The sequence below is a fragment of the Fundicoccus sp. Sow4_D5 genome (assembly GCF_052116365.1).
GTDB lineage: Bacteria > Bacillota > Bacilli > Lactobacillales > Aerococcaceae > Fundicoccus.
The window spans coordinates 498,053-520,132 of sequence record NZ_JBQKLF010000001.1 but is presented as its reverse complement, the minus strand read 5'-3'; the positions used below and the strand labels follow the sequence as shown (position 1 = coordinate 520,132).

Genomic DNA, 22,080 nt, shown 5'->3' with positions numbered 1-22,080 from the left:
ACAATTAATTTACGATAAAAACATTTTTTCTGGTTTAATTAATCCCTCTTGTTCTGGATGTGGTCGATAAATTGCTTTGACTTGTCCCTTTAGTTTTAAGACAGTGGACTCTTTTAACACTTGGCCAAAATATGATTCATCAAGCACCTTGCCATTTTTGACATCAGCAAATTGTTCCTCAGTCATATCTAATTGTGGAAACTGTGTTAAGCCCATTTCAATCGGATAAATAATCTCTTCTATTTGTTGAGCATCCATCTTCGCTTGAATATCAGCTAGCGTATGTGTTTGACTGGCATCAAACCCACCAGTTGCATGTCGTGTTAGCTGGGACATATGACTTGGAAAGCCAAATTTACTGCCTAAATCAACGGCCAAGGTTCTAACATAAGTCCCTTTGCCACATTTCACTTCAAACTCCCATGTCTGTTGGCGTTTTACTGAGTCGTAAGTTCCCTCGGTCAATCGTTTGAAATAATCGATTCTTGCCTTACGCTGTGGCCGTTCAACCGTCTCGCCTGCTCTAGCATATTCATATAACCGACGCCCATTGACTTTGACAGCTGAATAATAAGGAGGGATTTGTGTGATGTCTCCTTCAAAAGAACTCATAGCTTGATCGATTACTTCAAGTGAGATTGGTGTTTCAACCGGTTTCTGATCGACAATTTCACCATGAGCGTCTTCAGTTTCAGTCGAATAACCTAAGGTAATTTCACCTTGATAGACTTTCTCTCCGTCCATTAAATACTCAACTAGTTTAGTCGCTTGACCTAGACAAACCAATAATACGCCTTCCACTTCAGGATCGAGCGTTCCAGTATGTCCTATTCTTTTCATCTTTAATATACGACGTAACTTGAAGACGACATCGTGACTCGTCATACCCTTTTCTTTCCATACTGGTAAAATACCATTAAACATTCTACGACACTCCCTATAATTACATTCAAGCATTTATTTCATCACTCTAGATTATAACAAAATTATAGTGCTTACACCATATTTCTATGCATTCCTTAATCACTCTAAGAATTATATTTAGGCTAGAAGCTAGCCGAAAACTTACCGTTCACACAAAACTTCATGTACACAAATAAAAAAAAGCACGCAATGATTGCCGAAACAATCGTTGAGTGCTTTTGGTAATTGATTCATTTAATTATTCTTTAGTGTCAATGTCGTCTTCAAACTCTTCAACATCTTCAGATGTCACGTCAGTCGACTTAATCTGATTAAGCAAAGTATCAATACGACTACCATAATCAACTGAATGATCACGTTCAAATGTGATTTCAGGTGTTTTATAAACAGTCAATCGTCTGCCTAATTCACTACGTACTTTACCTTTAGCAGCATTAAGTCCTGCTTCAGTTTTCTGGCGTTCACCAGCTAAGTCTGACAAAGTACTATAATAAATTGTGGCTTGTTGTAAATCACCAGTCACTTCAACATCCGTTATCGTTACACCATCAACACGTGGATCTTTAACACCACGCATTAAGATGTCTGAGACTTCTTTTAATATCTCTTGACGGATACGACCTGCGCGAAATTTCGCCATAGTGGGGCCTCCCCTTTGTTTTAAATATTATTTGCGTTTAACTTCTACCATACGGTATGGTTCAATGATATCGTCTACTTCAATATCGTTGTAGTTTTCAATCATAATACCACATTCGAAGCCTTTAGCAACTTCTTTAGCATCATCTTTAAAGCGTTTCAAGCTTGCTAATTCACCTTCGAAGATAACAATGTTATCACGAATTAAGCGAATACTACTTGAGTTTTGAATAAAGCCGTCTAATACATAAGCACCCGCAATTGTTCCAACTTTAGAAACTGTATACGTTTCACGAACCACAACTTGTCCTGTGATTTCTTCAACGTACTCAGGATCTAACATCCCTTGCATAGCAGTTTCAATCTCTTCGATCGCGTCGTAAATAATACGATGTGATCGAATTTCGATTTCTTCTTCTTGCGCTTGTGTACGAGCTTGTGGTGTTGGGCGAACGTTAAAGCCAATAACAATTGCACCTGATGCAGAAGCTAAGGTAATATCACTTTCGTTGATTGCTCCAACAGCCTGATGAACGATGTTAACTTTAACACCTTCCACTTCGATTTTTTGCAAGCTAGCAGATAAAGCTTCAACTGAACCTTGAACGTCACCTTTAATAATAACGTTAACAGACTTCATTTCACCTTCTTGAATACTATCAAATAAGTTTTCAAGAGTTACTTTTTTCTTGCTATCTCTTTGTAATTCTAATGCACGACTCGCACGTTCTTCACCTGCTTGACGAGCAGATTTTTCATCTTCGAAGACTACGAATAAGTCACCCGCTTGAGGAGCATCGTTTAAACCAGTGATTTCAACAGGAGTTGCTGGGCCAGCTGATTTGATACGACGACCATTATCGTTTAACATCGTTCTAACTTTACCGTATGTATTACCAACTACGATTGGATCACCAACATTTAATGTACCTTCTTGTACAAGTAACGTTGCAGTTGCACCTTGTGATTTATCCAAACGCGCTTCAATAACAGTCCCTAAAGCTAAACGATTTGGTTCTGCTTTTAATTCTTCAACTTCAGAAACTAAAAGAACCATTTCTAATAATTCGTCAATATTCATGTTCATTTTCGCCGAAATTTCAACGAAGATATGCTCTCCACCCCAAGCTTCAGGGATAATTCCGTGCTCAGTTAATTCTTGTTTGACACGGTCTGGATTAGCAGTTGGTTTATCAATTTTATTGATTGCTACAATGATTGGAACGCCAGCAGCTTTTGCATGGTTAATTGCTTCAACTGTTTGAGGCATTACACCATCATCAGCAGCTACAACAATAATGGTAATATCGGTAACATCTGCACCACGTGCACGCATGGTTGTAAAGGCCGCATGTCCTGGAGTATCCAAGAATGTGATTGTTTTACCGTCAGCTACAACTTGGTAAGCACCAATATGTTGTGTAATACCGCCGGCTTCACCTTCAGTAACACGTGTATGACGTAGTTGGTCAAGTAAAGTAGTTTTACCGTGGTCAACGTGTCCCATAATTGTAACAACTGGTGGACGAGTTGCTAAGTCTTCTTCAGATCTATTTTCGCGAGCATTCTCGAAGTAGTAATTTAAATCAGAAACGTTGACTACTTCTTTTTGCTCGGGTTCAACACCATATTCCATACAGATTAATTCAATCACTTCTTTTGATAATGCTTGGTTCTGGTTAGCCATTACGCCTAACATAAGTAATTTTTTGATGATTTCTGAAGCATCACGGTGGAATTGTTTCGCTATTTCTTGAATATTCATACCTTCGCTATAAACCAATTTTTCAGGCAAATCTTTATGTTTACGTGCTGTTAGACCTTTAGATTCTGTTTTCGGCTGATTATATCTGCCGCCTCGACGATTACGGCGTCCGCCACGTGAATGACGTCTGTTACCAAACTCTTTAGCTGCTTTTTCTGCTGCAATCGATGCTTTCGTCTGTTGTTTAACAGGCTGCTTCGGTGCAACTGGTTTAGCATTCGCTTTAGGAGTAGTGTTTGACGTGTTGTTAGTCGCTTGGCCTTGAGTCGTTTGAGTATGAGTAGTTTTGTTAGATTTTTCAGTCATGGATGTACCTTTTGCCGGCGTGCTCGTGGGAGCAGTTTGTTCGGCATTCTTTCTATTGTGATTTGCTTGATTGGTTGGTTGGGCTTTCGCCTTTGGTTTCTTGATAGCGTTAGTTAATTGCGTTTGTTGTTTATCGTCCATTGACGACATATGACTATTGAAATTCATTCCATTTGTTTTTGCAATATCAAGTAGTTCTTTACTACTTAAATCAAATTTCTTTGCAAATTCATAGACGCGAATTGCTGACATAATATCACCTTCCTAATATTCAGTTATTTATCTCATGTTGTTTTTTCTCCTGTCACATATGATAAAAATTTCTTTGACATGCCCGGATTGTTCAAGGCGCAAATTGAACGCGTTTTACCAATCGCATGGCTAATTTCTTCTCTTGTAAAAGTCAGGTTTAAAGGAACATTTGCACGCTCACACAAACCTATATAACGTTCACGTGTTGCTTCACTGACATCAGATGCACAGATGACAACATAGACTTGTTTGCTTTTGATCGACTTCTCAACAAACTCGTCGCCTGATACTAAACTACGCGCTCGATTCGCTAAACCTAGTAAGTTTAATTGTTTTTGTTCCGGGCTCATAGTAGTTCTTTCCGTGCTTTTTGATGATCTACATAAGCATACAGTTCATCATAAAACTCATCGCTTACTTTCATACTAAAGGCACGATCAAACACTCGCTTTTCTTTAGCTTTTAAGGCTAATTTGGGCTCTAAGGCAATATAAGCTCCTCGTCCATTTTGTCGACCAGATGGATCTAAGAAAACTTCGCCTTCTTTATTTTTTACCACACGTACCAATTCTTTTTTCGGGTACATTTCTTGTGATACGATACATTTTCTCAAAGGAACTTTACGTTTGGCTTGATTGTTTTTCAAATGTATCCCTCCCTAAGTAAGATTAAATTATAATTCTTCTTCTGATACTTCTTCAATAAAATCAGTTTCTTCAACTAATTCATCGTAAGATTGCTCAGGATCAATTTCAGCATCAGCGATTAAAGTTTCCACATCTTCAGCGTCATAGTTTTGTTCAGCATTATCTTGTTGATCGCGTAATGCCTCTACGTCACCAGTCGTTTCGAATGTTTCATCGGTAGATTCGCCATATAAACTTTCGTTTAGATTGCTAGCTTCAGCATCGTAATCAACTGTTTCATCAGTAATCACATCTTCTGAGGCTAAATAATCACCGTCAACGTTTGATAAGTCAACATCATGACCATAATCTAGCGCATCTTCCTCTTCTTTAAAAGTTAAGGCAGCTTGTTCGTCTTGATATTCAGCATAAGCTGTTTCTGACTTAATATCAATTTTATAAGTTGTTAAGCGTGCAGCTAAACGAGCGTTCTGACCTTTTTTACCGATTGCTAATGATAATTGGTAATCAGGAACAACCACGATACATGAGTGATTCGCTTCATCGAAAATCACTTCAATAACATCTGCTGGGTTCATGGCGTTACGAATAAACTCTTGAGGCGTTTCAGCCCACTCAATAATATCCATATTCTCGCCATTCAATTCGTTAACAATAGTTTGAACACGTTGGCCGCGTTGACCGACACACGTTCCAACAGGGTCAATATTTTTGTCACGTGAACGAACCGCTACTTTCGAACGATCGCCCGCTTCACGTGCAACGCTCATAATTTCTACAACACCATCATAAATTTCTGGTACTTCCTGTTCAAATAAACGACGTAAGAAATCTTGGTGTGCGCGAGAAACAATGACTTGAGGTCCTTTAGGTGTTTTATCTACTTTAGAGACATACACTTTGATACGCTCGTCCATTGTAAACTCTTCATTGGGAATTTGTTCATTAATTGGCATAATCGCTTCGATTTTACCTAAGTTAACGTACACGTTGCGATTATCTTGACGTTCAACTGTACCTGTTAAAATCTCATCTTGGTATTGGCTATACTCTTCAAAGATAATCTCACGTTCAGCTTCACGAATTCTTTGCATAATAACATGCTTAGCCGTTTGTGTCGCGATACGACCGAAGTCTTTTGGCGTGACTTCAAATTTAATCTTGTCGCCAATTTCATAGGCACGATTAATTTTTAAAGCTTCTTCTAAACTGATTTCTAACGTACTGTCATAGTTCGTTTCGACAACTTCTTTTACTGAATAAACAGCAATCTTACCATTGTTTTCATCGAAAACCACGTCAACGTTTTGCGCTTGGTCATAATTTTTCTTATAAGCTAACACTAAAGCTGATTCTAATGCTTCTTTAATGACAGTTCGTGAAATACCTTTTTCTTCTTCTAACACTTGCATTGCTGCAACTAATTCTTTACTCATTATTTTCCCTCACTTAACTTTCATTTAAAATTTAATCGCTAAACGGGCTTTAGAAACTGCTTTTTTCTCAATTTCAAATTTTCTCGTCGCGGTTTTAATTCGAACTTCAAGTAAATAATGTTCGTCAGATACTTCTAATAAAGTGCCTTCATGTTGTTTTTCACCATATTGTGGGAAATAATAATCAAAATGCACATATTCACCGATAGCCGCTAAGATATCTGCTTCCGTTTTTAAAGGTCGTTCAGCACCTGGTGACGATACTTCTAGAAAATAAGCATCTGGGAAAGGGTCAGGATGAATTTGGTCAAATGCTTCGCTAAGCTGTTCGCTAATTGCAGCACAATCGTCTAAATCGATGCCACCTTCTTTATCCGCATAAACACGTAAGAACCAGTTTCTACCTTCTTTTAAATACTCTACATCCACCAAAGAACAACCCATATCACTTACGATTGGCTCGATTATTGGCTTAACTTTATCTAAAACAGCACTCATTTATTCACCTCTTAAATTCTTCAAAATTCTGTCTGTACCTCATAGTCCAATTGTTCACACGTTTCTTTAACGCTTCCAACTGCATGAAAAAAGCGAGCGTTGCCGCTCACTCCTCTCCTACGTTTTTCTACTTTATTATAATATCACAAACATTCCCTTATATCAAGTAAATGGCGTCTTTATGCCTAAACCAGCCCAATAACGACTGATTATCAGGACATAGAGACGCCAAAAGTAAAAGTTATATAATCTTCATAAGAATTACTTAATTTAATTTTAAACTTAGCAACGAATGATTCATAAGTTTACACATAGTAAATTTTGCTTTGCTTCAAACCCTTGATGAACTAAGCTATCGCAACCCTTTTCAGTGATTGCTTAGTTCAAAACCAGTCATCCATAAAAACAAGACAGCCTCTATTTTTTGAGGCTGTCTGTAACGTGTCACTATTAAATTATGCTTTATGCTTCTCGATAAATGCCACATACGCATCCACAACTGTCTGTAAGAAGTCTACCGTTCCTTGATTATTAACTTTCCCATCTTCACCAATTAAATTTTGAGAGTTGGCTAACATCACTTCTGGTTGACCCAATACAGGCATATCTAAGAATGCTAAAATTTGACGTAAGTGGAATTGTGCGAGCGATCCCGAAACATTTGAAATTGAATGAGAAACGACTAAAGCCGGCTTTCCTGACCAAACACTTTGTCCCCATGGACGAGAAGCAACGTCTAGAGCATTCTTTAATGCACCAGGAATAGAGCGGTTATACTCACCTGTCGCAAATATAATCGCATCTTGACGAGCGACAGACTCACGAAACGCTGTATATTCAGCCGGACTGTTCTCATCATATTCTTCGTTATATAAGGGTAAGTTGTCAATCTCTAAAAACTCAACTTCGTAACCTTCTGGTAATAATTCAACAATATTCTTTGCCCATTTGCGTGAAAATGATTCTTTACGTAACGTACCTACTACTACACCAATCTTCGTCATGCTAAACATCCTTTCGATTTTTAATAGTATCATTTACTTCTATCTTAGTATAACCTCGAATTCGAAATAAATCAAGCATTATTCAAAAGCTAACTTGAATGTTTTAGTTAAACATGTGACTAATGACCAGAAAACAAAGCTAACCACCTGCTCTTCTTATAAAACCGTGTGGTGACAATTTATAATAATGTTCAGTATACTGAAGCATGGTCAATCAAGCTGTACTTTATGATCCCTTATACAACGAAAAACTCCCAGCAGACTTTAGCTGAGAGTCAGGTGACCTTATAGTTTATGCTACATATGTTACAACACATTTTTAGTGCCCTATTTTTTAATATTAAAAGAGACTTAATTGGTCTTCTTCAGGCATGCCGTCTAGAACACCGTGTTCTGATAGGTATTCCATAATAGTCTTTGAAACTTTTCCACGTTTGGCCAAGTCTTCTTTCGATAAGAAACTAGCTTCTTCACGGGCAGCAATGATTTGTTTGGCGACGTTAGCGCCTAGTCCTGGGACTGCTCTAAATGGTGGGATCAGTGTGTCGCCTTCGATAATAAATTCGTCGGAATGCGATTTTTCTAAGTTGACCATTTGGAAGCTGAAACCTCGTTCAAGCATTTCATTGGCGATTTCAAGGACAGTTAGTAAGTTGTTGTCTTTGGCTGTCTTGTCGAAACCTTTGTCGTTAATTTCGCGAATTCGGCGTTTGACCATTTCTTTTCCTTGGTGCATGGCGATGATGTCAAAGTCAGTGGCACGTACTGAGAAGTAGGCCGAATAATAGAATATTGGGTGGTGAACTTTAAAATATGCCACGCGTAGCGCCATTAGGATGTAAGCGGCCGCATGGGCTTTCGGGAACATATATTTAATCTTCAAGCAAGAGTCAATGTACCATTCGGGCACATTGTTGGCACGCATTTCTTCTTGCCAGTCATCTGGGATGCCTTTACCTTTACGTACGTTCTCCATAATTTTAAAGGCCAGTCCATCTTCCATACCATACTGAATTAAAGCCACCATGATATCATCACGACAGCCGATTACTTTAGCTAGTGGTACGACCTTCTTACGAATTAACTCTTGGGCGTTTCCTAACCAAACGTCGGTTCCATGAGATAAGCCTGAAATCTGAAGTAACTCTGCAAAGGTATCCGGTTTCGTTTCTTCTAACATCCCACGCACGAAGCCCGTTCCAAATTCTGGAACACCCAGTGTTCCCGTTTTAGAAAAGATTTGTTCAGGTGTCACCCCTAAAATATCTGGACTACTAAATAAAGACATAACGTCAGGATCGGTTGGTGGGATGGTTAACGGATCAATTCCACTTAGGTCTTGTAGGAAACGAATCATGGTCGGATCATCGTGTCCCAGAATATCTAATTTCAAGACGTTATCGTGAATTGAATGGAAGTCAAAATGAGTCGTTTTCCATTCAGCTAAGACTTGATCGGCTGGGAATTGAATCGGCGTGAAATCATACACGTCCATATAATCCGGTATAACAATAATCCCGCCCGGATGCTGGCCAGTTGTTCGCTTAACGCCTTCAATGCCTTTGGCTAATCTTTCTTTTTCGGCTTGAGGTAAGTGTTTCTGTTCAATTTCTAAATAGCCGCGGACATATCCAAAGGCGGTTTTCTCAGCAACAGTCCCAATGGTTCCGGCTTTGTAAACATACTCTTCCCCAAACAACTCTTTGGTATAAGCATGGGCACGTGATTGATAAGCACCTGAGAAGTTCAAATCGATATCGGGAACTTTATCCCCATAGAATCCTAGGAAAGTCTCAAACGGAATATCTTGGCCTTCTTTAGATAACCTTTGTCCACAATCAGGACAACCACGTTCTGGTAAGTCATAACCCGAACCGACTGAACCATCCGTATAAAACTCTGAAAAATAACAATTTTGACAATAGTAATGAGGGGCTAATGGGTTAACTTCTGTAATCCCCGTCAATGTTGCCACTAAACTGGATCCAACAGACCCACGCGAACCTACTAAATATCCGTCCTCCATACTCTTGTGAACCAGCTTTTGAGAAATTAGATAGATTACGGCAAATCCATTGGAAATAATACTGTTTAATTCTTTTTCAATCCGCTTTTCGACAATTTCAGGCAAATTTTCTCCATAAAGCTCATGGGCTTTATTGTAACTTAGCTCACGAATCTGTTCATTCGAACCTTCGATGTTCGGAGTGTAAAGTTTCGATTTAATTACTTCAACTTCATCAATGGAATCTGCTATTAGATTTGAATTGGTCACAACGAGTTCGTATGCTAGTTCTTCACCTAAGAAGGCGAATTCCGCTAACATTTCTTCAGTTGTTCTAAAATGTAGAGGCGGGAAGAACATTTGACGGTTCGCATTAATCTTCTTCGAACGGATTAAAATTTCTCGATAGATCGAATCTTTTTCTTCTAAATAATGCACATTGCCTGTTGCGACAACAATTTTATCGTTTTCTCTACCTAAACGTACCATTTCTTTCATGATATGTTCGAGATCCTCTTCAGAGCGAATTAATTCTTGTTCGATTAAGACTTCATAGACAGATTTTGGTTGAATTTCAATATAGTCATAAAAATCGACCAATTGATTCGCTTCATCATAACCTTTCTGCATCATAGCAGTAAAGACTTCACCACTACTACATGCTGTCCCAATTAATAAATTTTCACGGTATTTATTTAATAAGCTACGCGGCACTCTAGGCTCACGGTAATAATATTCCACGTTTGAAGCAGATATCAATTTAAATAAATCTTTCAAACCTTGTTGGTTTTTAGCTAGAATCGTCGCATGGAAAGGTCTGGCCTGTTTATAAGATTCCCCTTTACCCATTTGATTATTCAACTCATCATGGTAAATCATACTGTATTGGTCTTTAGCTTGTTCTAATAACTTCAGCATTATTTGCCCGGTCGTTTCCGAGTCATAAATCGCACGGTGATGTTGTTCTAAAAGAACACCATAGTGTCGTGCTAGACGGTTTAACCCGTGAGATTTCAAGTGTTGGTTAACTAAACGCGATAATTCTAATGTATCAATAACCGGTAGTGACGTATGTTCTTCACCAATCTTTTCATACCCTTTATTAATGAAACCAATATCAAATGACGCGTTATGCGCAACTAGAATACTGCCTTCACAGAATTCCTTAAAGCGACGTAAAACAGGTGCAGCATCAGGTGCATCGGCTAGCATAGCATCTGTAATCCCCGTCAATTCGGTTGTAAATGCTGACAAAGGGTGACCGGGATTAATAAAGGCTTCAAAAGTATCAATAACATTGCCTTCATGCATCTTTACACCGGCTAATTCTATAATCGAATCGTAAACAGACGAAAGACCTGTTGTCTCCACGTCAAAGACCACATAAGTGGCATCATCTAACGCAATGTGGTGCGGATTGTAAGCAACGAGTTCCCCATCATTAACGACGTTGGCTTCAATTCCATATAATACTTTGATGCCATGTTTATTCGCTGCAGAAAAGGCATCAGGGAAAGCTTGCGCACCGGCATGATCTGTAATCGCCACAGCCTTATGTCCCCACGCAGCAGCTTGCGCAATCAAATCTGATACTGAGTTAGAAGCATCCATCATACTCATATTACTATGCATATGTAATTCAACGCGTTTACCATCTTCAGGGGCATTATCCAGACGGACCGCTTTTTTAATTTTTCGAATACTACGCGGTCTAAAGTCCATCTCACCAGAATAGTTATCCGGGATCATGTCTCCTTCTAATCTCAACCAGTCACCTTTACCGTATTGCTGTAATTGTTCTTTTTTTATATTACGACCAGACATCACTTTTACTGCTACAGAACTCGTGTAGTCAGTAATTTTAAGAATCATCAGTTCATTTCCACTCTTAAGCGAAATTATATCCTTATTAAAGACATACCCTTCAATTACTTGACGGTATTGATTATCAAGTAAATCAATTAGCGGAGTTGGAATGACGTTAGGAATATCCTTACCGATCGGGGCAAGGTCTCCCGTTGATTCAATGACTTTAACTTGCTTTCTTTCGTTATTCTCCATTGCTTCTAGTGCTTCGACTAAACTACGTTCATCTTCATCACTTTGTCTTTGAATGACATCATTTTTTTCTTGTTCATTTAATTCATGGTCAACATAGTACTTTAACTTCACATCTTCGATACCGACTTGTTTAAAGCGCAATTGCAGAATATCATTATATTGGTTTTCTAACATATCGACTTGTAGTTGACTCGATAAGCCAATCACTAATTGGTCATTTTCAATGCGAGTACTTGCCTGGCTCAAGCAGTTTTTCAAGAATGGACGCTCTGTTCCAAACACCGCTTGAATAGCTTGCCAATAGTCAAGGATCACTCGGCTATTAATTGAATCCTCTTCAAAATCCCACCAAATATCGATATCAGCGATTTCACTAAATGCTGCTTTGACATAGTGAGTAAATATTCTAAAAGCGTCTGGATGAATTCTATGTGGACTTGTTAAATAAAAATGCCATAAGCGAGATTCTGGATAAACATCCACACGGTCAATTTCCACCGCTTTAATTGCTGCGAGTATATCCGCATCATTGATCTGAATTTGCTCGATTAATAATTCGAACAATTGACGATTGTCATTCATACAATGCTCCTTTCGTTAATAATAGTCCGTAAGTATCAAGATACCGACGGACTACTTCACTAATACTATTGTAACCTCTCGTGCCTTCAAATAAATAAAATCACATAATAGAGGTGTAATAAATCACTCTGTTAGAAAAAGACCCGACTAATATCATTCCATGTCACAGCGATCATTAAGATGAATAAGAAAATAACACCAATGATTGTAATGATGCCTTCTTTTTCTTGGCTCAGTGGCTTTCCTCTAACAGCTTCAATCAAGTTCAAGACAATCTTTCCACCATCTAAAGCTGGAATCGGTAGTAAATTGACAATTCCTAAGTTAGTACTTAAAAAAGCCATAAAATATAGAATCGTTGTATAGCCTTGATCCACGACTTCACTAGTGGCTTCGGCCATTGCGACTGGGCCGCCAAACATATTAATATCAAAGCCTTTGGAGAACATGCCACCAATGACACTCAGCACACTCGCAATAACGCCCCAAGTCGCGGTGAATCCATAAAGCAAGCGGTCCATTAAACCCGTTTTTTGAGCGGCATAAATCCCAATTTGCCCTACAGCTTCGCCATCAGGTTCACCACTGACCGCAATTGTTAGGGGGATTTCTTCCCCACTACGTTCCACAACAACCGGAACAGTTTGACCTGGTAATGCTTGAATCATCGAAACAACTTCACTCCAAGTCGAAACACTTTGTTGATTAATCTCAATGATTTTATCACCAGCTAGCATGCCCGCTTCAGCCGCAGGATTATTCTCAACGACCGCTCCAATCTCTGAACTATTATTGGGTACCGCAGGCATTAAAAGCCCCACAATAGCAAATGTTATAATAGAAAGAATAAAGTTATTCATAGGCCCAGCGAAGTTGGTCATTATTTTCTGCCCAACAGTTGCTGCCTCGTAACGCGACTCTAATGGAGCAACTTGTACCCGAGTACCATCTGCTTCAATTATTTGAGCAGTTTTAGAAACATTATAACGAACCGGGTCAACTTGCCCGACCGGAATCGCTTGAATATACATGTCATTCGATAAATCAAGTTGATCTATTTGCACGGGTAACTCATCGATTTCCGTACGCTCAGTCGTGTTAATCACATTCACTTGATCTTGTGCGTCTAATTGTAAGCCGACTTGCATACCTGGCTGGATGGCTTCTTCTTCATTCAGACCAGCTAAACGAACATATCCCCCTAAAGGTAGCATTCTTAAAGTATATGTTGTGCCATCTTTTCCTTGCTTAGCAAAAAGTTTTGGTCCCATTCCGATCGCAAACTCACGAACAAGAATGCCTGCTCTTTTGGCAAAAAAGTAATGACCAAATTCATGAATCACTACGATGATTGAAAAGATAATCAAAAATACGATAATAGTTTGCAAAGTTTGCATAGTTTCTTCAATCCTCTATCTAGTTATTTGTCTTTATCTCGTACTTATAAGTTTCCCAACATTATGTAATTTTAGCCTATTTAACTAGAAATGTAAAATAAGGCAAGCACTAAACACAAGTAATTTTTTTATTAAAGTGAATTGTTTAGCATAGTTTTTCAATGCTTTGATTGATAAGTTTTCTTTTGCACCAAAAACTGTAATCTTAAGAGTAAATTTATTAAACTAATGGATATAGTTAGGTGGTGATTTCGTTGAAGAAAATCCAAATTGCGGTCGTTGATGATGATATATTACAACAACGTTTTATGGACACGCTACTCCAGACTACGGCTAAGGAGTTAGCATTAAATATCCAGGTACATTTTTTTGACAGTGGTGAAGCCTTCCTCTTTTCCCTCGAGGATTTGCCTGAGTTGGAGATTGCCTTTCTAGATATTCAAATGAAGGGATTGAACGGTCTAAAGGCTGCCCAGAAAGTAAGAGAAAGCAATCAAACGGTTACTTTTAATTTTTGTAACTGCTTTTGCTGAGTACGCTTTGGAAAGTTACGGAGTTAACGCTTTAGATTATGCTCTCAAACCGATTACTCAGGAAAAGATGACTCAAGTTTTTAAGCGCTACTTAGCTCAACGGCCTCAAGAAATGAATTATCTGTTGGTTGACTATCAAGGCTACCCACACAAGTTAAATCTTCAAGACATTGTTTATATTGAAGCAGCAAAACATCAAACTGTTTTAACCCTTTGTAATGAAGAAACATTAACGCTTAACATGAATACAAAGCCTGAGCCAATTTTAATTTTTGAGCTTGTCCACCGGACAACTGAACCGCATCAAAATGAACTTCCTTAACATAACGACTCTCATCTCCATCTGGCAAATTAGCAATGATTTCATCCAGCCCACTTTCCTTAAGCACTTTCATGTACTTTACTTCGTCAAAAGGATACCCTTGAATGATTGCTTCTCGTATTGTAAAAGTAAAGGCAATATATTCTTGAAAAACAGGTGAGAATAAATCGTACAGCTCATGTATATTATAGTCAGCTTGTAGGCGACCGTTAATTAAAATCTCTCCAGTATCTGGTTTTAACAAGCCTAGCAAAAGCTTGATAAGCGTGGTCTTACCCGCTCCGTTTGAACCCACGATTGCAATTGTTTCATTCCCCTTAAAGGTGACATTCAGTTGCTTAATACTAGCGTCTTGATTATTCGGATACGTATAAGAGACATTACGAAACGTAATATCATTAATATCATTTGGTACATAAAGACCCTTTTGGTGATTGAATACTGGCTCTTGTTTCATAAATTCAGCATACGCATCCATCTCTAACAAGCTAACATTCAATGCAGTGACTTGGCTGACGAAATTCATGAGTGCTTGTGTAATTAAAGTAACCACGCCCACATACACTACAAATTCCGAAACAGGTAAAGCCTCTTGGATAATCAAATCGATGCTTCTCAAGTAAGCGCCTAAAGATAACAAGACAAGCGCAAGCGTAACAAATATATTCTCTATCATTTTATGCCAGCGTAAATCTTTAGTAATCTTTCGATACTCTCCACTCAACTCTTCTTTTATCGATTGAAACCAATCCTTCATATGAAATAATCGCAAATCTTTAGCAATTCGATGATCACCAATAATCTTCTCTAAATAATTAAATTGTCGCCAATTCTTCAATAAAGCTGGCCGTTGTTTTTCCTTTAAAATCTCTTGCCTTCTTTTCAGTAAACTTAAACCTAATAAAGTAACTAAAATTACAAGTAAAAAATTCTTCTCCAATCTGAAAAGAGTCATTAAATATATACCTACAGATAAAACCGCTATTCCAATGGCTAACCATTCATCCAAAACTCGTCCTAATGACGTGCCACGGTAATCCAACAACATCATGGCATCCCAAAACTTACGACTCCCATCTTTACCCGTCGTCAACGGCTAGTCCAAAGACAATTGTTGGTAAGTAATAGAAGGAATTAATTGAATCCTAAACGTTTCTGAAAAATAATCGAATGTATTGTTTAAGAATACTTCTAAGGTAGTTAGCAGTATCACAGCTAACATCCAGAGCATTAAATTTTGAATAAATTGTTTCACTGACATTCCATCGCCTAGCCACTGAATAACTTTCGCCATGGTTAACAATTGAACAAACGGCACGAATGATGACACAAATATTTTAACTAAAATCCATAATAGCATTGTTTTCTTATACTCATGAACTAATTGCCAGAGTAGTTTAAAATTTCGCCATTTATTTTTAACTTTTCCATATGCTGCACCTCTCATAAACTTTATCACTGAATATAGTCTACCTAAACAATCGCTTGATTCAGGATTTTTTTTAACGAATGGTCACAATTTATCAACGAATGGTCAGTTTTGACCAAAAAAATAGCAGAAACATTAAAATGCTTCTGCCGATACACGTATATGTTAAAATAAATTAAGCCAAATCATAAAAGTAAAACTAGCAAAAATCATACTATCGAATCGATCTAAGACACCGCCATGACCTGGTATTAAATTTCCTGAATCTTTCACACCGAAATAACGCTTGTAAGCTGATTCAACTAAATCACCATATTGTCCGACAATCGACATAATGATGGTTAATAACCAAATATGGTTCACTTGTCCAACGATAGGATTAAAAAGATGAATGTAAATTGATGAAACAATCAGGGCTAAAACAACACCACCTATGCTGCCTTCAATTGTTTTATTAGGACTAACCTCAGGTGCTAATGGAGTTTTACCAAAAAAACGCCCTGTAAAATAAGCGCCGGTGTCCGTCGACCAGATAACTAACAATTGATACATTAAAGTCGCTAGGCCCATATCCCGCATCGTGATAAGAAAGCGGAAACCAAAGCCAACATATAATGCGCCAAACATTAAGACTGCTGCATCAACAAAATTGAATGATTTGTGTTTATAAACCGTCATGGTGAGCAAAATAATTCCACATATATAGAAGATAAATTGTGGCGCTTCCATCGGCACCAGTATCTGTAAATAATTTTCTGGTAATAGGATTGATGCTAAGGCGAATGACGTGATAACGCCAATACTACCAAGGAAGTCAATCCCTTTCATCTTCGCTAATTCATAAACGCCTATCACACCTAAGATAAGTGTGAAATAAGCGAACCATGCACCACCAGCGACTAAAAATGGTACAAAAATAGCAATGGCAGCCAATGCGCCAAGTATCCTTATTATCATTTCATACCATCCTTTTTAAATAATTAATACTGCTTAAAGCCATTACGCAACATTGTAGCATAGAAGCACTTGTTTGACTAGTTCGAAAACACTTGCCAGTTCTTTGCGGATAGTTTATTTGACTTCGCTTATTTGTGAATCCACTTTCCCAAACCGACGATGGCGGTGACTGTAATCTTCAATCGCTAAATCAAAATCTTTAGCACTAAAATCCGGCCATAAAACATCTGTAAAATAAAACTCTGAATAAGCTGATTGCCAGGTTAAGAAATTACTTAATCGTAACTCACCACTGGTTCGAATAATTAAATCTGGGTTGGCTAATTCAAGATAATCGCCTGTGCTTAAAGCAGCCTCAAGTGTAGAGAATTCAATCGCCTCTGGTTCAATTTCATTATTTTTCACAGCCATAGCAATATGTTTAACAGCATCTAAGATATCCTGTTGACCACCGTAATTCAAGGCGAAATTCAATACCATACCGGTACAATGAGCCGTTTGCTCTAAGGCATTATAAAGTATCTTTTGAGTTTCTTCTGGTAATGCAGTCGCATCACCAATAAAGTCTACTCGAACGTTATTTTCAATCAATTGTGGTAAAAAACTTTTGAAAAATAAAGAAGGTAGCTTCATCAGAAAGTTCACTTCATCTGATGGGCGTCCCCAGTTTTCAGTTGAAAAAGCATAAACCGTTAATAATTTAACCCCTAATTCGTTGGCACGAATTGAAATTGCTTTGATCGTTTCTACACCCTTTTTATGTCCTGCAACACGTGGCATAAATCGTTTTTTAGCCCAGCGACCATTACCATCCATAATAATGGCAACGTGTTCTGGAATTTTTAATGTTTGATTACTCATAAATTACTCCTCTAAAAAAGTCGTACATTCTTATATATTATAACAAAAATCCCAATAAAATCTCAATACTGAAAGCTCGCAATTATATAGAGTTGTCTACATACAGAAAAAACAATGAGCTAACATTCGTTTGCTCATTGTTTTAAAGGTAAAATCAGGAGGTATTAGCCTTCCATAATTTCTTTTTCTTTTTCAGCAGTTAACTCGTCAATTCGTTTGGTTGAATCGTCCGTTAATTTCTGAATGTCTTTTTCGTAATCTTTCACATCGTCTTCAGTGATTTCGTTATTCTTTTCCATTTTCTTAGCAGTATCAATGGCATCACGACGTATGTTACGTACTGAAACTTTAGCGCCTTCTTGTTCTTTTCCAACGACTTTAGCAAGTTCAACACGGCGTTCTTTTGTTAATGCTGGGATGACTAAACGAATCACTTCGCCATCACTGTTTGGCATAATACCAACATCACTTTGAAGAATCGCTTTTTCTACATCGACAATACTACTCTTATCGTATGGAGAAACTAATAACATTCTAGCTTCTGGAATGGTAATACTTGCCAACTGGTTTAAAGGTGTAGGTACACCGTAGTAAACAACATTGACGCGGTCCAAAATACTGGCGTTAGCAACACCAGCACGAATCGATCCTAGTTCGCGTTGGTAAGACTCAATTGATTTATTCATTCTTTCTTTCGTGTCTCTAATTAAATTATCTGTAGACATAATAAGTCCTCCTGTAATTAAACATGTTATTAGTATCATTGTAACATATTCAGAGGCAATTTGTTAATATTCTATCCATACAATCTGCCAATAATTGTAAATAGTTCAATTTAATCATTTTGGGTCAGCTCATATAATTTCTTTAGAGTATTCGCATTACGAATGGTGACCTGTGAATAGATTGGAGATTTCGCTAGTTTTTGATATTGGCTACGCAAATAACGCTCAGCGTCCATAATAGTCCAATAAATCGCAGCCTTGCTTTGATAGATTTTTTTTAAAGCAACTTCTTCAAATAGAATAATACATTTCTTCTATAGGCAGGCTCATTAAACCACCAAGCAGGTAAATTTGCATATTGCTCTTGAAATTCATTGTATGTTAAAGCTACAAAAGAAACATCAAAGTCATAATGAAGTTTGAAAACCGTATCTATAACCTCTACGTCTTTTCATGGCTAAATTTAGAAGTCATTAGAGTATTGCCACTATTTATATAAGACGTCACTTTGTCAAAAACCACTTCTGGTAATTGAGCTTTCATTTTAAACATACTTACTTTTCTTTTCCCACCGACATTCATACCTCTTAACAACACAATTTAATTCAATAGCTCACTTTCTTTCATATCTGATTGATTTATGACACTTTATCATAGTGATCGAATTTTGAAAAAAAAAAAGGAAATGGTTTGTTATTTATACGCATAGTTTTCAAGTTAATGGTTCGCAAGATCAATTAATTTAAAAGGGTCATCTATATTTCACTAGTCATATGGCCGCTTATAGTGGATTCAATTGATAATTTCCAATAAAAAAAGTCAGGGAAATAGCTTTCGCTACTTTCTCTGACTAAAAAATTAATATGTTAAGTCCTAGTTGTCAACTTGTACAGTTGTTCCGATGTTTTCACCCATTACAACACGACGGATATTACCAGGTTGGTTTAAATTGAAAACGACTAACGGAATGTTATTATCCATACTCAATGAACTTGCTGTTGAATCCATTACTTTTAAGCCCTTAGAAATAATCTCTAAGTGAGTCAAGTTTTCAAACTTAGTAGCTGATGCATCCAATTTTGGATCTGCATTATAAACACCATCAACGTTGTTTTTAGCCATCAAGATAACATCTGCACTAATTTCAGCAGCTCGTAAAGCAGCTGTTGTATCTGTAGTGAAGTAAGGGTTACCTGTACCACCTGCAAAAATTACAACGCGACCTTTTTCTAAATGTCTTTCAGCGCGACGACGAATATATGGTTCCGCGATTTGACGCATGTCAATAGATGTTTGAACACGAGTCGGAACACCATTATTTTCTAGCACGTCTTGTAAGGCCAGAGCATTCATGACAGTTGCAAGCATGCCCATGTAGTCAGCTTGTGCGCGTTCCATCCCCATTTCAGCACCGATGTTTCCACGCCAAATATTACCGCCACCAACAACAATTGCTATTTCAATACCTAAATCGTGTACTTCTTTAATTTCAGAAACCATGTCATTAATCGTTGAAGGGTCAATTCCAAATCCAGCTGATCCAGCGATTGCTTCCCCGCTAAGTTTTAGGACAATACGTTTATATTTAGGTTCTTTCATAGTTGTTCCACCTCTCACTTTCGAAAATATCTTATAATCTATTCCTTTAAAAAAGCCCCAGCGGACTGGGGCTAATGCGTCAATCTAAAATTAGTTACCCATTTGTGCTGCTACTTCATCAGCGAAGTTTTCTTGACGTTTTTCAAGACCTTCACCAACTTCGAAGCGTACAAAATTAGCAACTTTTCCACCTTTAGAACCTACATAATCAGATACTTTTTGGTCGCCATCTTTAACAAATGGTTGGTCGTTCAAGCTGATTTCAGCTAAGTATTTGTTCATGCGTCCAGCAATCATTTTCTCAACGATGTTAGCTGGCTTACCTTCATTTAAGGCAATTTCAGTTTGGATTTTTTCTTCGTGTTTGTATTCTTCTTCAGATACATCTTCACGAGAAATATATTTAGGGTTAATTGCTGCAACGTGCATTGAAACGTCTTTAGCTACTTCTTCGTCCGTTGATCCTTCAACTAGAGTAAGCACTGAGATACGTCCGCCAGCATGTACGTAGCCACCAAATGCATCTGCATCTGTTTTAGTTAATAATTCGAAACGACGGAAAGAAATTTTCTCACCGATAACATTTGTAGCATCAACAATTAAATCAGCAATTGTTTTACCATCTACTTCAATTGCGTTAGCTTCTTCCATATTAGTTGGTTTACCAGCTACAACAGCTTTAGCTACAGTATCAACTAAAACTTGGAATTTTTCGTTTTTAGCAACGAAGTCAGTTTCAGCGTTGATTTCAATAATTGCTGCAGTATTGCCATCAACGTAAGTTGCTGTCATACCTTCAGCAGCAATACGGTCAGCTTTTTTAGCTGCAGATGATAAACCTTTTTCACGTAAAAAGTCTACCGCTTTGTCCATATCTCCTTCAACTTCAACTAATGCTTTCTTAGCATCCATCATACCTACACCTGTCATGTCGCGTAGTTCTTTAACTTGTTTAGCTGTAATCTTAGTCATTTATTAAAAATCCTCCTTCAAAATAGTTCAATCTAATAAATTAATAAATGTTTCCTATAACAGTATAGCAAACTATGTTGCATAACTAAAAGGAATTCTCTATAAATTTGCAGACCATTAGTTTTGCTTAATAAAAAAGCTGTCTAAACAGGTCCAAAGCTCAGCGCCTGTTGGGATACTCCTGATTTAGACAGCTTGTCTTAATAACTCTTAATTTAAAAAAATTATTTAGCTTCTTCGTTAGTTTCAAATAAGTTGTCAAAGAAATCTTTATCTGATACTTCTTCAACATCTTCTTCGATGTTTCCTTGGTTACTTTCGATAATTGCATCTGCTAAAGCAGTTGTAATTAATTTAATTGCACGAATTGCATCATCGTTTGATGGAATTACGTAGTCAATTTCGTCTGGATCACAGTTAGTGTCAACCATAGCAACGATTGGAATGTTTAATTTGTGAGCTTCTTGAACCGCAATACGCTCTTTACGAGGGTCTACGATGAAGATTACGTCTGGAATTCTTGGCATATCTTTAATACCACCTAAGAATTTTTCTAAACGATCCCACTCTTTACGAATTTCGATAACTTCTTTTTTAGGAAGCAATTCGAAGATTCCGTCAGCTTCCATTTTTTCAATCTCTTTAAGGCGTTTGATACGTCCTTGAATTGTATCCCAGTTAGTTAATAATCCACCTAACCAACGATGGTTAATGAAATATTGACCAGCACGTTTAGCTTGCTCTTCAACTGATTGTTGAGCTTGTTTTTTCGTACCTACGAATAATGCAACGCCACCATTTGCTGTTACATCACGCATGTAGTTGTATGCATCATCCATTAACTTAACTGTTTTTTGTAAGTCAATGATGTAGATACCATTACGCTCTGTAAAGATATAACGTTTCATTTTTGGGTTCCAACGACGTGTTTGGTGTCCAAAGTGTACACCAGCTTCTAATAATTGTTTCATAGAAATTACTGCCATAATAAAATTCCTCCATTTGGTTTTTTTTTCCTCCGAACGCATCCTGTAACTCGTAGACTCCTGTGAGAAAGCACCCTCCGGGTTATCAACGTTCGTGTGAATTCGGTTTTTACACCGTTATCTATTCTACGATATAAATCTTAAGATTGCAACTATAAATGATATCTTTTTATCTGATTT

At 37.6% G+C, this 22,080-nt stretch carries 20 protein-coding genes; 1 reads left to right on the top strand and 19 read right to left on the bottom strand.

Translation table 11 applies throughout. The annotated features are described in order from the left end of the window. Positions 1–9: 9 nt before the first annotated feature. The 10 genes from truB to rseP all read right to left on the bottom strand — a co-directional run bounded on the left by truB (position 10) and on the right by rseP (position 13,516). The gene (gene truB / locus ACTQ45_RS02520) at positions 10–924 is read right to left on the bottom strand and encodes a tRNA pseudouridine(55) synthase TruB (protein ID WP_441762865.1); all 915 of its coding nucleotides are present in this window, start codon (positions 922–924) and stop codon (positions 10–12) included. Between the two features lie 238 nt (positions 925–1,162). Beyond that, on the bottom strand, positions 1,163–1,564 hold the full coding sequence (gene rbfA / locus ACTQ45_RS02515) for a 30S ribosome-binding factor RbfA (protein WP_441750398.1): 402 nt from the start codon (positions 1,562–1,564) through the stop codon (positions 1,163–1,165). A 27-nt stretch (positions 1,565–1,591) separates the two neighbouring features. Further along, positions 1,592–3,886 (bottom strand): translation initiation factor IF-2, encoded by a 2,295-nt coding sequence (infB, locus tag ACTQ45_RS02510; protein ID WP_441750397.1) that lies wholly within the window; start codon positions 3,884–3,886, stop codon positions 1,592–1,594. Positions 3,887–3,918: 32 nt separating this feature from the next. Beyond that, positions 3,919–4,236 carry a L7Ae/L30e/S12e/Gadd45 family ribosomal protein gene (locus ACTQ45_RS02505; RefSeq protein WP_441750396.1) on the bottom strand — a complete coding sequence of 106 codons (318 nt, stop codon included), beginning with the start codon at positions 4,234–4,236 and terminating at the stop codon, positions 3,919–3,921. Further along, positions 4,233–4,532 carry an RNase P modulator RnpM gene (gene rnpM / locus ACTQ45_RS02500; protein ID WP_441750395.1) on the bottom strand — a complete coding sequence of 100 codons (300 nt, stop codon included), beginning with the start codon at positions 4,530–4,532 and terminating at the stop codon, positions 4,233–4,235. Before rnpM ends, ACTQ45_RS02505 begins: the two co-directional genes overlap by 4 nt. Before the next feature lie 27 nt (positions 4,533–4,559). Beyond that, positions 4,560–5,969 (bottom strand): transcription termination factor NusA, encoded by a 1,410-nt coding sequence (gene nusA, locus ACTQ45_RS02495; protein WP_441762864.1) that lies wholly within the window; start codon positions 5,967–5,969, stop codon positions 4,560–4,562. 24 nt (positions 5,970–5,993) lie between these two features. Further along, entirely contained in the window at positions 5,994–6,467 is a 474-nt protein-coding gene (gene rimP / locus ACTQ45_RS02490) for a ribosome maturation factor RimP (protein ID WP_441762863.1), read from the bottom strand. 455 nt (positions 6,468–6,922) lie between these two features. Continuing rightward, entirely contained in the window at positions 6,923–7,471 is a 549-nt protein-coding gene (locus ACTQ45_RS02485) for an NADPH-dependent FMN reductase (RefSeq protein WP_441750392.1), read from the bottom strand. 340 nt (positions 7,472–7,811) lie between these two features. Then, positions 7,812–12,119 (bottom strand): PolC-type DNA polymerase III, encoded by a 4,308-nt coding sequence (locus ACTQ45_RS02480; protein WP_441762862.1) that lies wholly within the window; start codon positions 12,117–12,119, stop codon positions 7,812–7,814. 131 nt (positions 12,120–12,250) lie between these two features. Then, a complete protein-coding gene (gene rseP, locus ACTQ45_RS02475; RefSeq protein WP_441762861.1) occupies positions 12,251–13,516 on the bottom strand; it encodes an RIP metalloprotease RseP in 1,266 nt (421 codons plus the stop codon). Between the two features lie 254 nt (positions 13,517–13,770). Here rseP and ACTQ45_RS02470 point away from each other — a divergent pair, with 254 nt between their 5' ends. Beyond that, complete coding sequence (locus ACTQ45_RS02470) at positions 13,771–14,049, top strand: response regulator (protein ID WP_441762860.1); 279 nt, start codon at positions 13,771–13,773, stop codon at positions 14,047–14,049. A gap of 236 nt (positions 14,050–14,285) precedes the next feature. Here the strand turns inward: ACTQ45_RS02470 and ACTQ45_RS02465 are convergent, their stop codons facing one another. From ACTQ45_RS02465 to rpsB, 9 genes are all read right to left on the bottom strand, one after another. Further along, on the bottom strand, positions 14,286–15,464 hold the full coding sequence (locus ACTQ45_RS02465; RefSeq protein WP_441762859.1) for an ATP-binding cassette domain-containing protein: 1,179 nt from the start codon (positions 15,462–15,464) through the stop codon (positions 14,286–14,288). Positions 15,465–15,467: 3 nt separating this feature from the next. Further along, the gene (locus tag ACTQ45_RS02460) at positions 15,468–15,830 is read right to left on the bottom strand and encodes a hypothetical protein (protein ID WP_441762858.1); all 363 of its coding nucleotides are present in this window, start codon (positions 15,828–15,830) and stop codon (positions 15,468–15,470) included. A 135-nt stretch (positions 15,831–15,965) separates the two neighbouring features. Continuing rightward, a complete protein-coding gene (locus tag ACTQ45_RS02455) occupies positions 15,966–16,757 on the bottom strand; it encodes a phosphatidate cytidylyltransferase (protein WP_441762857.1) in 792 nt (263 codons plus the stop codon). 114 nt (positions 16,758–16,871) lie between these two features. Continuing rightward, positions 16,872–17,618 (bottom strand): isoprenyl transferase, encoded by a 747-nt coding sequence (locus tag ACTQ45_RS02450; RefSeq protein WP_441750386.1) that lies wholly within the window; start codon positions 17,616–17,618, stop codon positions 16,872–16,874. 164 nt (positions 17,619–17,782) lie between these two features. Next, entirely contained in the window at positions 17,783–18,343 is a 561-nt protein-coding gene (frr, locus tag ACTQ45_RS02445) for a ribosome recycling factor (RefSeq protein ID WP_441750385.1), read from the bottom strand. Between the two features lie 441 nt (positions 18,344–18,784). After that, a complete protein-coding gene (locus tag ACTQ45_RS02440; RefSeq protein WP_441762856.1) occupies positions 18,785–18,940 on the bottom strand; it encodes a DUF1697 domain-containing protein in 156 nt (51 codons plus the stop codon). Between the two features lie 276 nt (positions 18,941–19,216). After that, a complete protein-coding gene (pyrH, locus tag ACTQ45_RS02435) occupies positions 19,217–19,942 on the bottom strand; it encodes a UMP kinase (protein ID WP_441750383.1) in 726 nt (241 codons plus the stop codon). Between the two features lie 90 nt (positions 19,943–20,032). Then, positions 20,033–20,914: a translation elongation factor Ts gene (tsf, locus tag ACTQ45_RS02430; protein WP_441762855.1), complete on the bottom strand. Its 882-nt coding sequence runs from the start codon at positions 20,912–20,914 to the stop codon at positions 20,033–20,035. Between the two features lie 224 nt (positions 20,915–21,138). Continuing rightward, positions 21,139–21,900: a 30S ribosomal protein S2 gene (gene rpsB, locus ACTQ45_RS02425; RefSeq protein WP_441750380.1), complete on the bottom strand. Its 762-nt coding sequence runs from the start codon at positions 21,898–21,900 to the stop codon at positions 21,139–21,141. Between the last annotated feature and the right edge of the window lie 180 nt (positions 21,901–22,080).

Bases quoted from the DNA above. Each gene is read 5' to 3' on its own strand.
- truB (WP_441762865.1), bottom strand. From the start codon at position 924: ATGTTTAATGGTATTTTACCAGTATGGAAAGAAAAGGGTATGACGAGT.
- rbfA (WP_441750398.1), bottom strand. From the start codon at position 1,564: ATGGCGAAATTTCGCGCAGGTCGTATCCGTCAAGAGATATTAAAAGAA.
- infB (WP_441750397.1), bottom strand. From the start codon at position 3,886: ATGTCAGCAATTCGCGTCTATGAATTTGCAAAGAAATTTGATTTAAGT.
- ACTQ45_RS02505 (WP_441750396.1), bottom strand. From the start codon at position 4,236: ATGAGCCCGGAACAAAAACAATTAAACTTACTAGGTTTAGCGAATCGA.
- nusA (WP_441762864.1), bottom strand. From the start codon at position 5,969: ATGAGTAAAGAATTAGTTGCAGCAATGCAAGTGTTAGAAGAAGAAAAA.
- rimP (WP_441762863.1), bottom strand. From the start codon at position 6,467: ATGAGTGCTGTTTTAGATAAAGTTAAGCCAATAATCGAGCCAATCGTA.
- ACTQ45_RS02485 (WP_441750392.1), bottom strand. From the start codon at position 7,471: ATGACGAAGATTGGTGTAGTAGTAGGTACGTTACGTAAAGAATCATTT.
- ACTQ45_RS02480 (WP_441762862.1), bottom strand. From the start codon at position 12,119: ATGAATGACAATCGTCAATTGTTCGAATTATTAATCGAGCAAATTCAG.
- rseP (WP_441762861.1), bottom strand. From the start codon at position 13,516: ATGCAAACTTTGCAAACTATTATCGTATTTTTGATTATCTTTTCAATC.
- ACTQ45_RS02455 (WP_441762857.1), bottom strand. From the start codon at position 16,757: ATGATAATAAGGATACTTGGCGCATTGGCTGCCATTGCTATTTTTGTA.
- ACTQ45_RS02450 (WP_441750386.1), bottom strand. From the start codon at position 17,618: ATGAGTAATCAAACATTAAAAATTCCAGAACACGTTGCCATTATTATG.
- frr (WP_441750385.1), bottom strand. From the start codon at position 18,343: ATGTCTACAGATAATTTAATTAGAGACACGAAAGAAAGAATGAATAAA.
- pyrH (WP_441750383.1), bottom strand. From the start codon at position 19,942: ATGAAAGAACCTAAATATAAACGTATTGTCCTAAAACTTAGCGGGGAA.
- tsf (WP_441762855.1), bottom strand. From the start codon at position 20,914: ATGACTAAGATTACAGCTAAACAAGTTAAAGAACTACGCGACATGACA.
- rpsB (WP_441750380.1), bottom strand. From the start codon at position 21,900: ATGGCAGTAATTTCTATGAAACAATTATTAGAAGCTGGTGTACACTTT.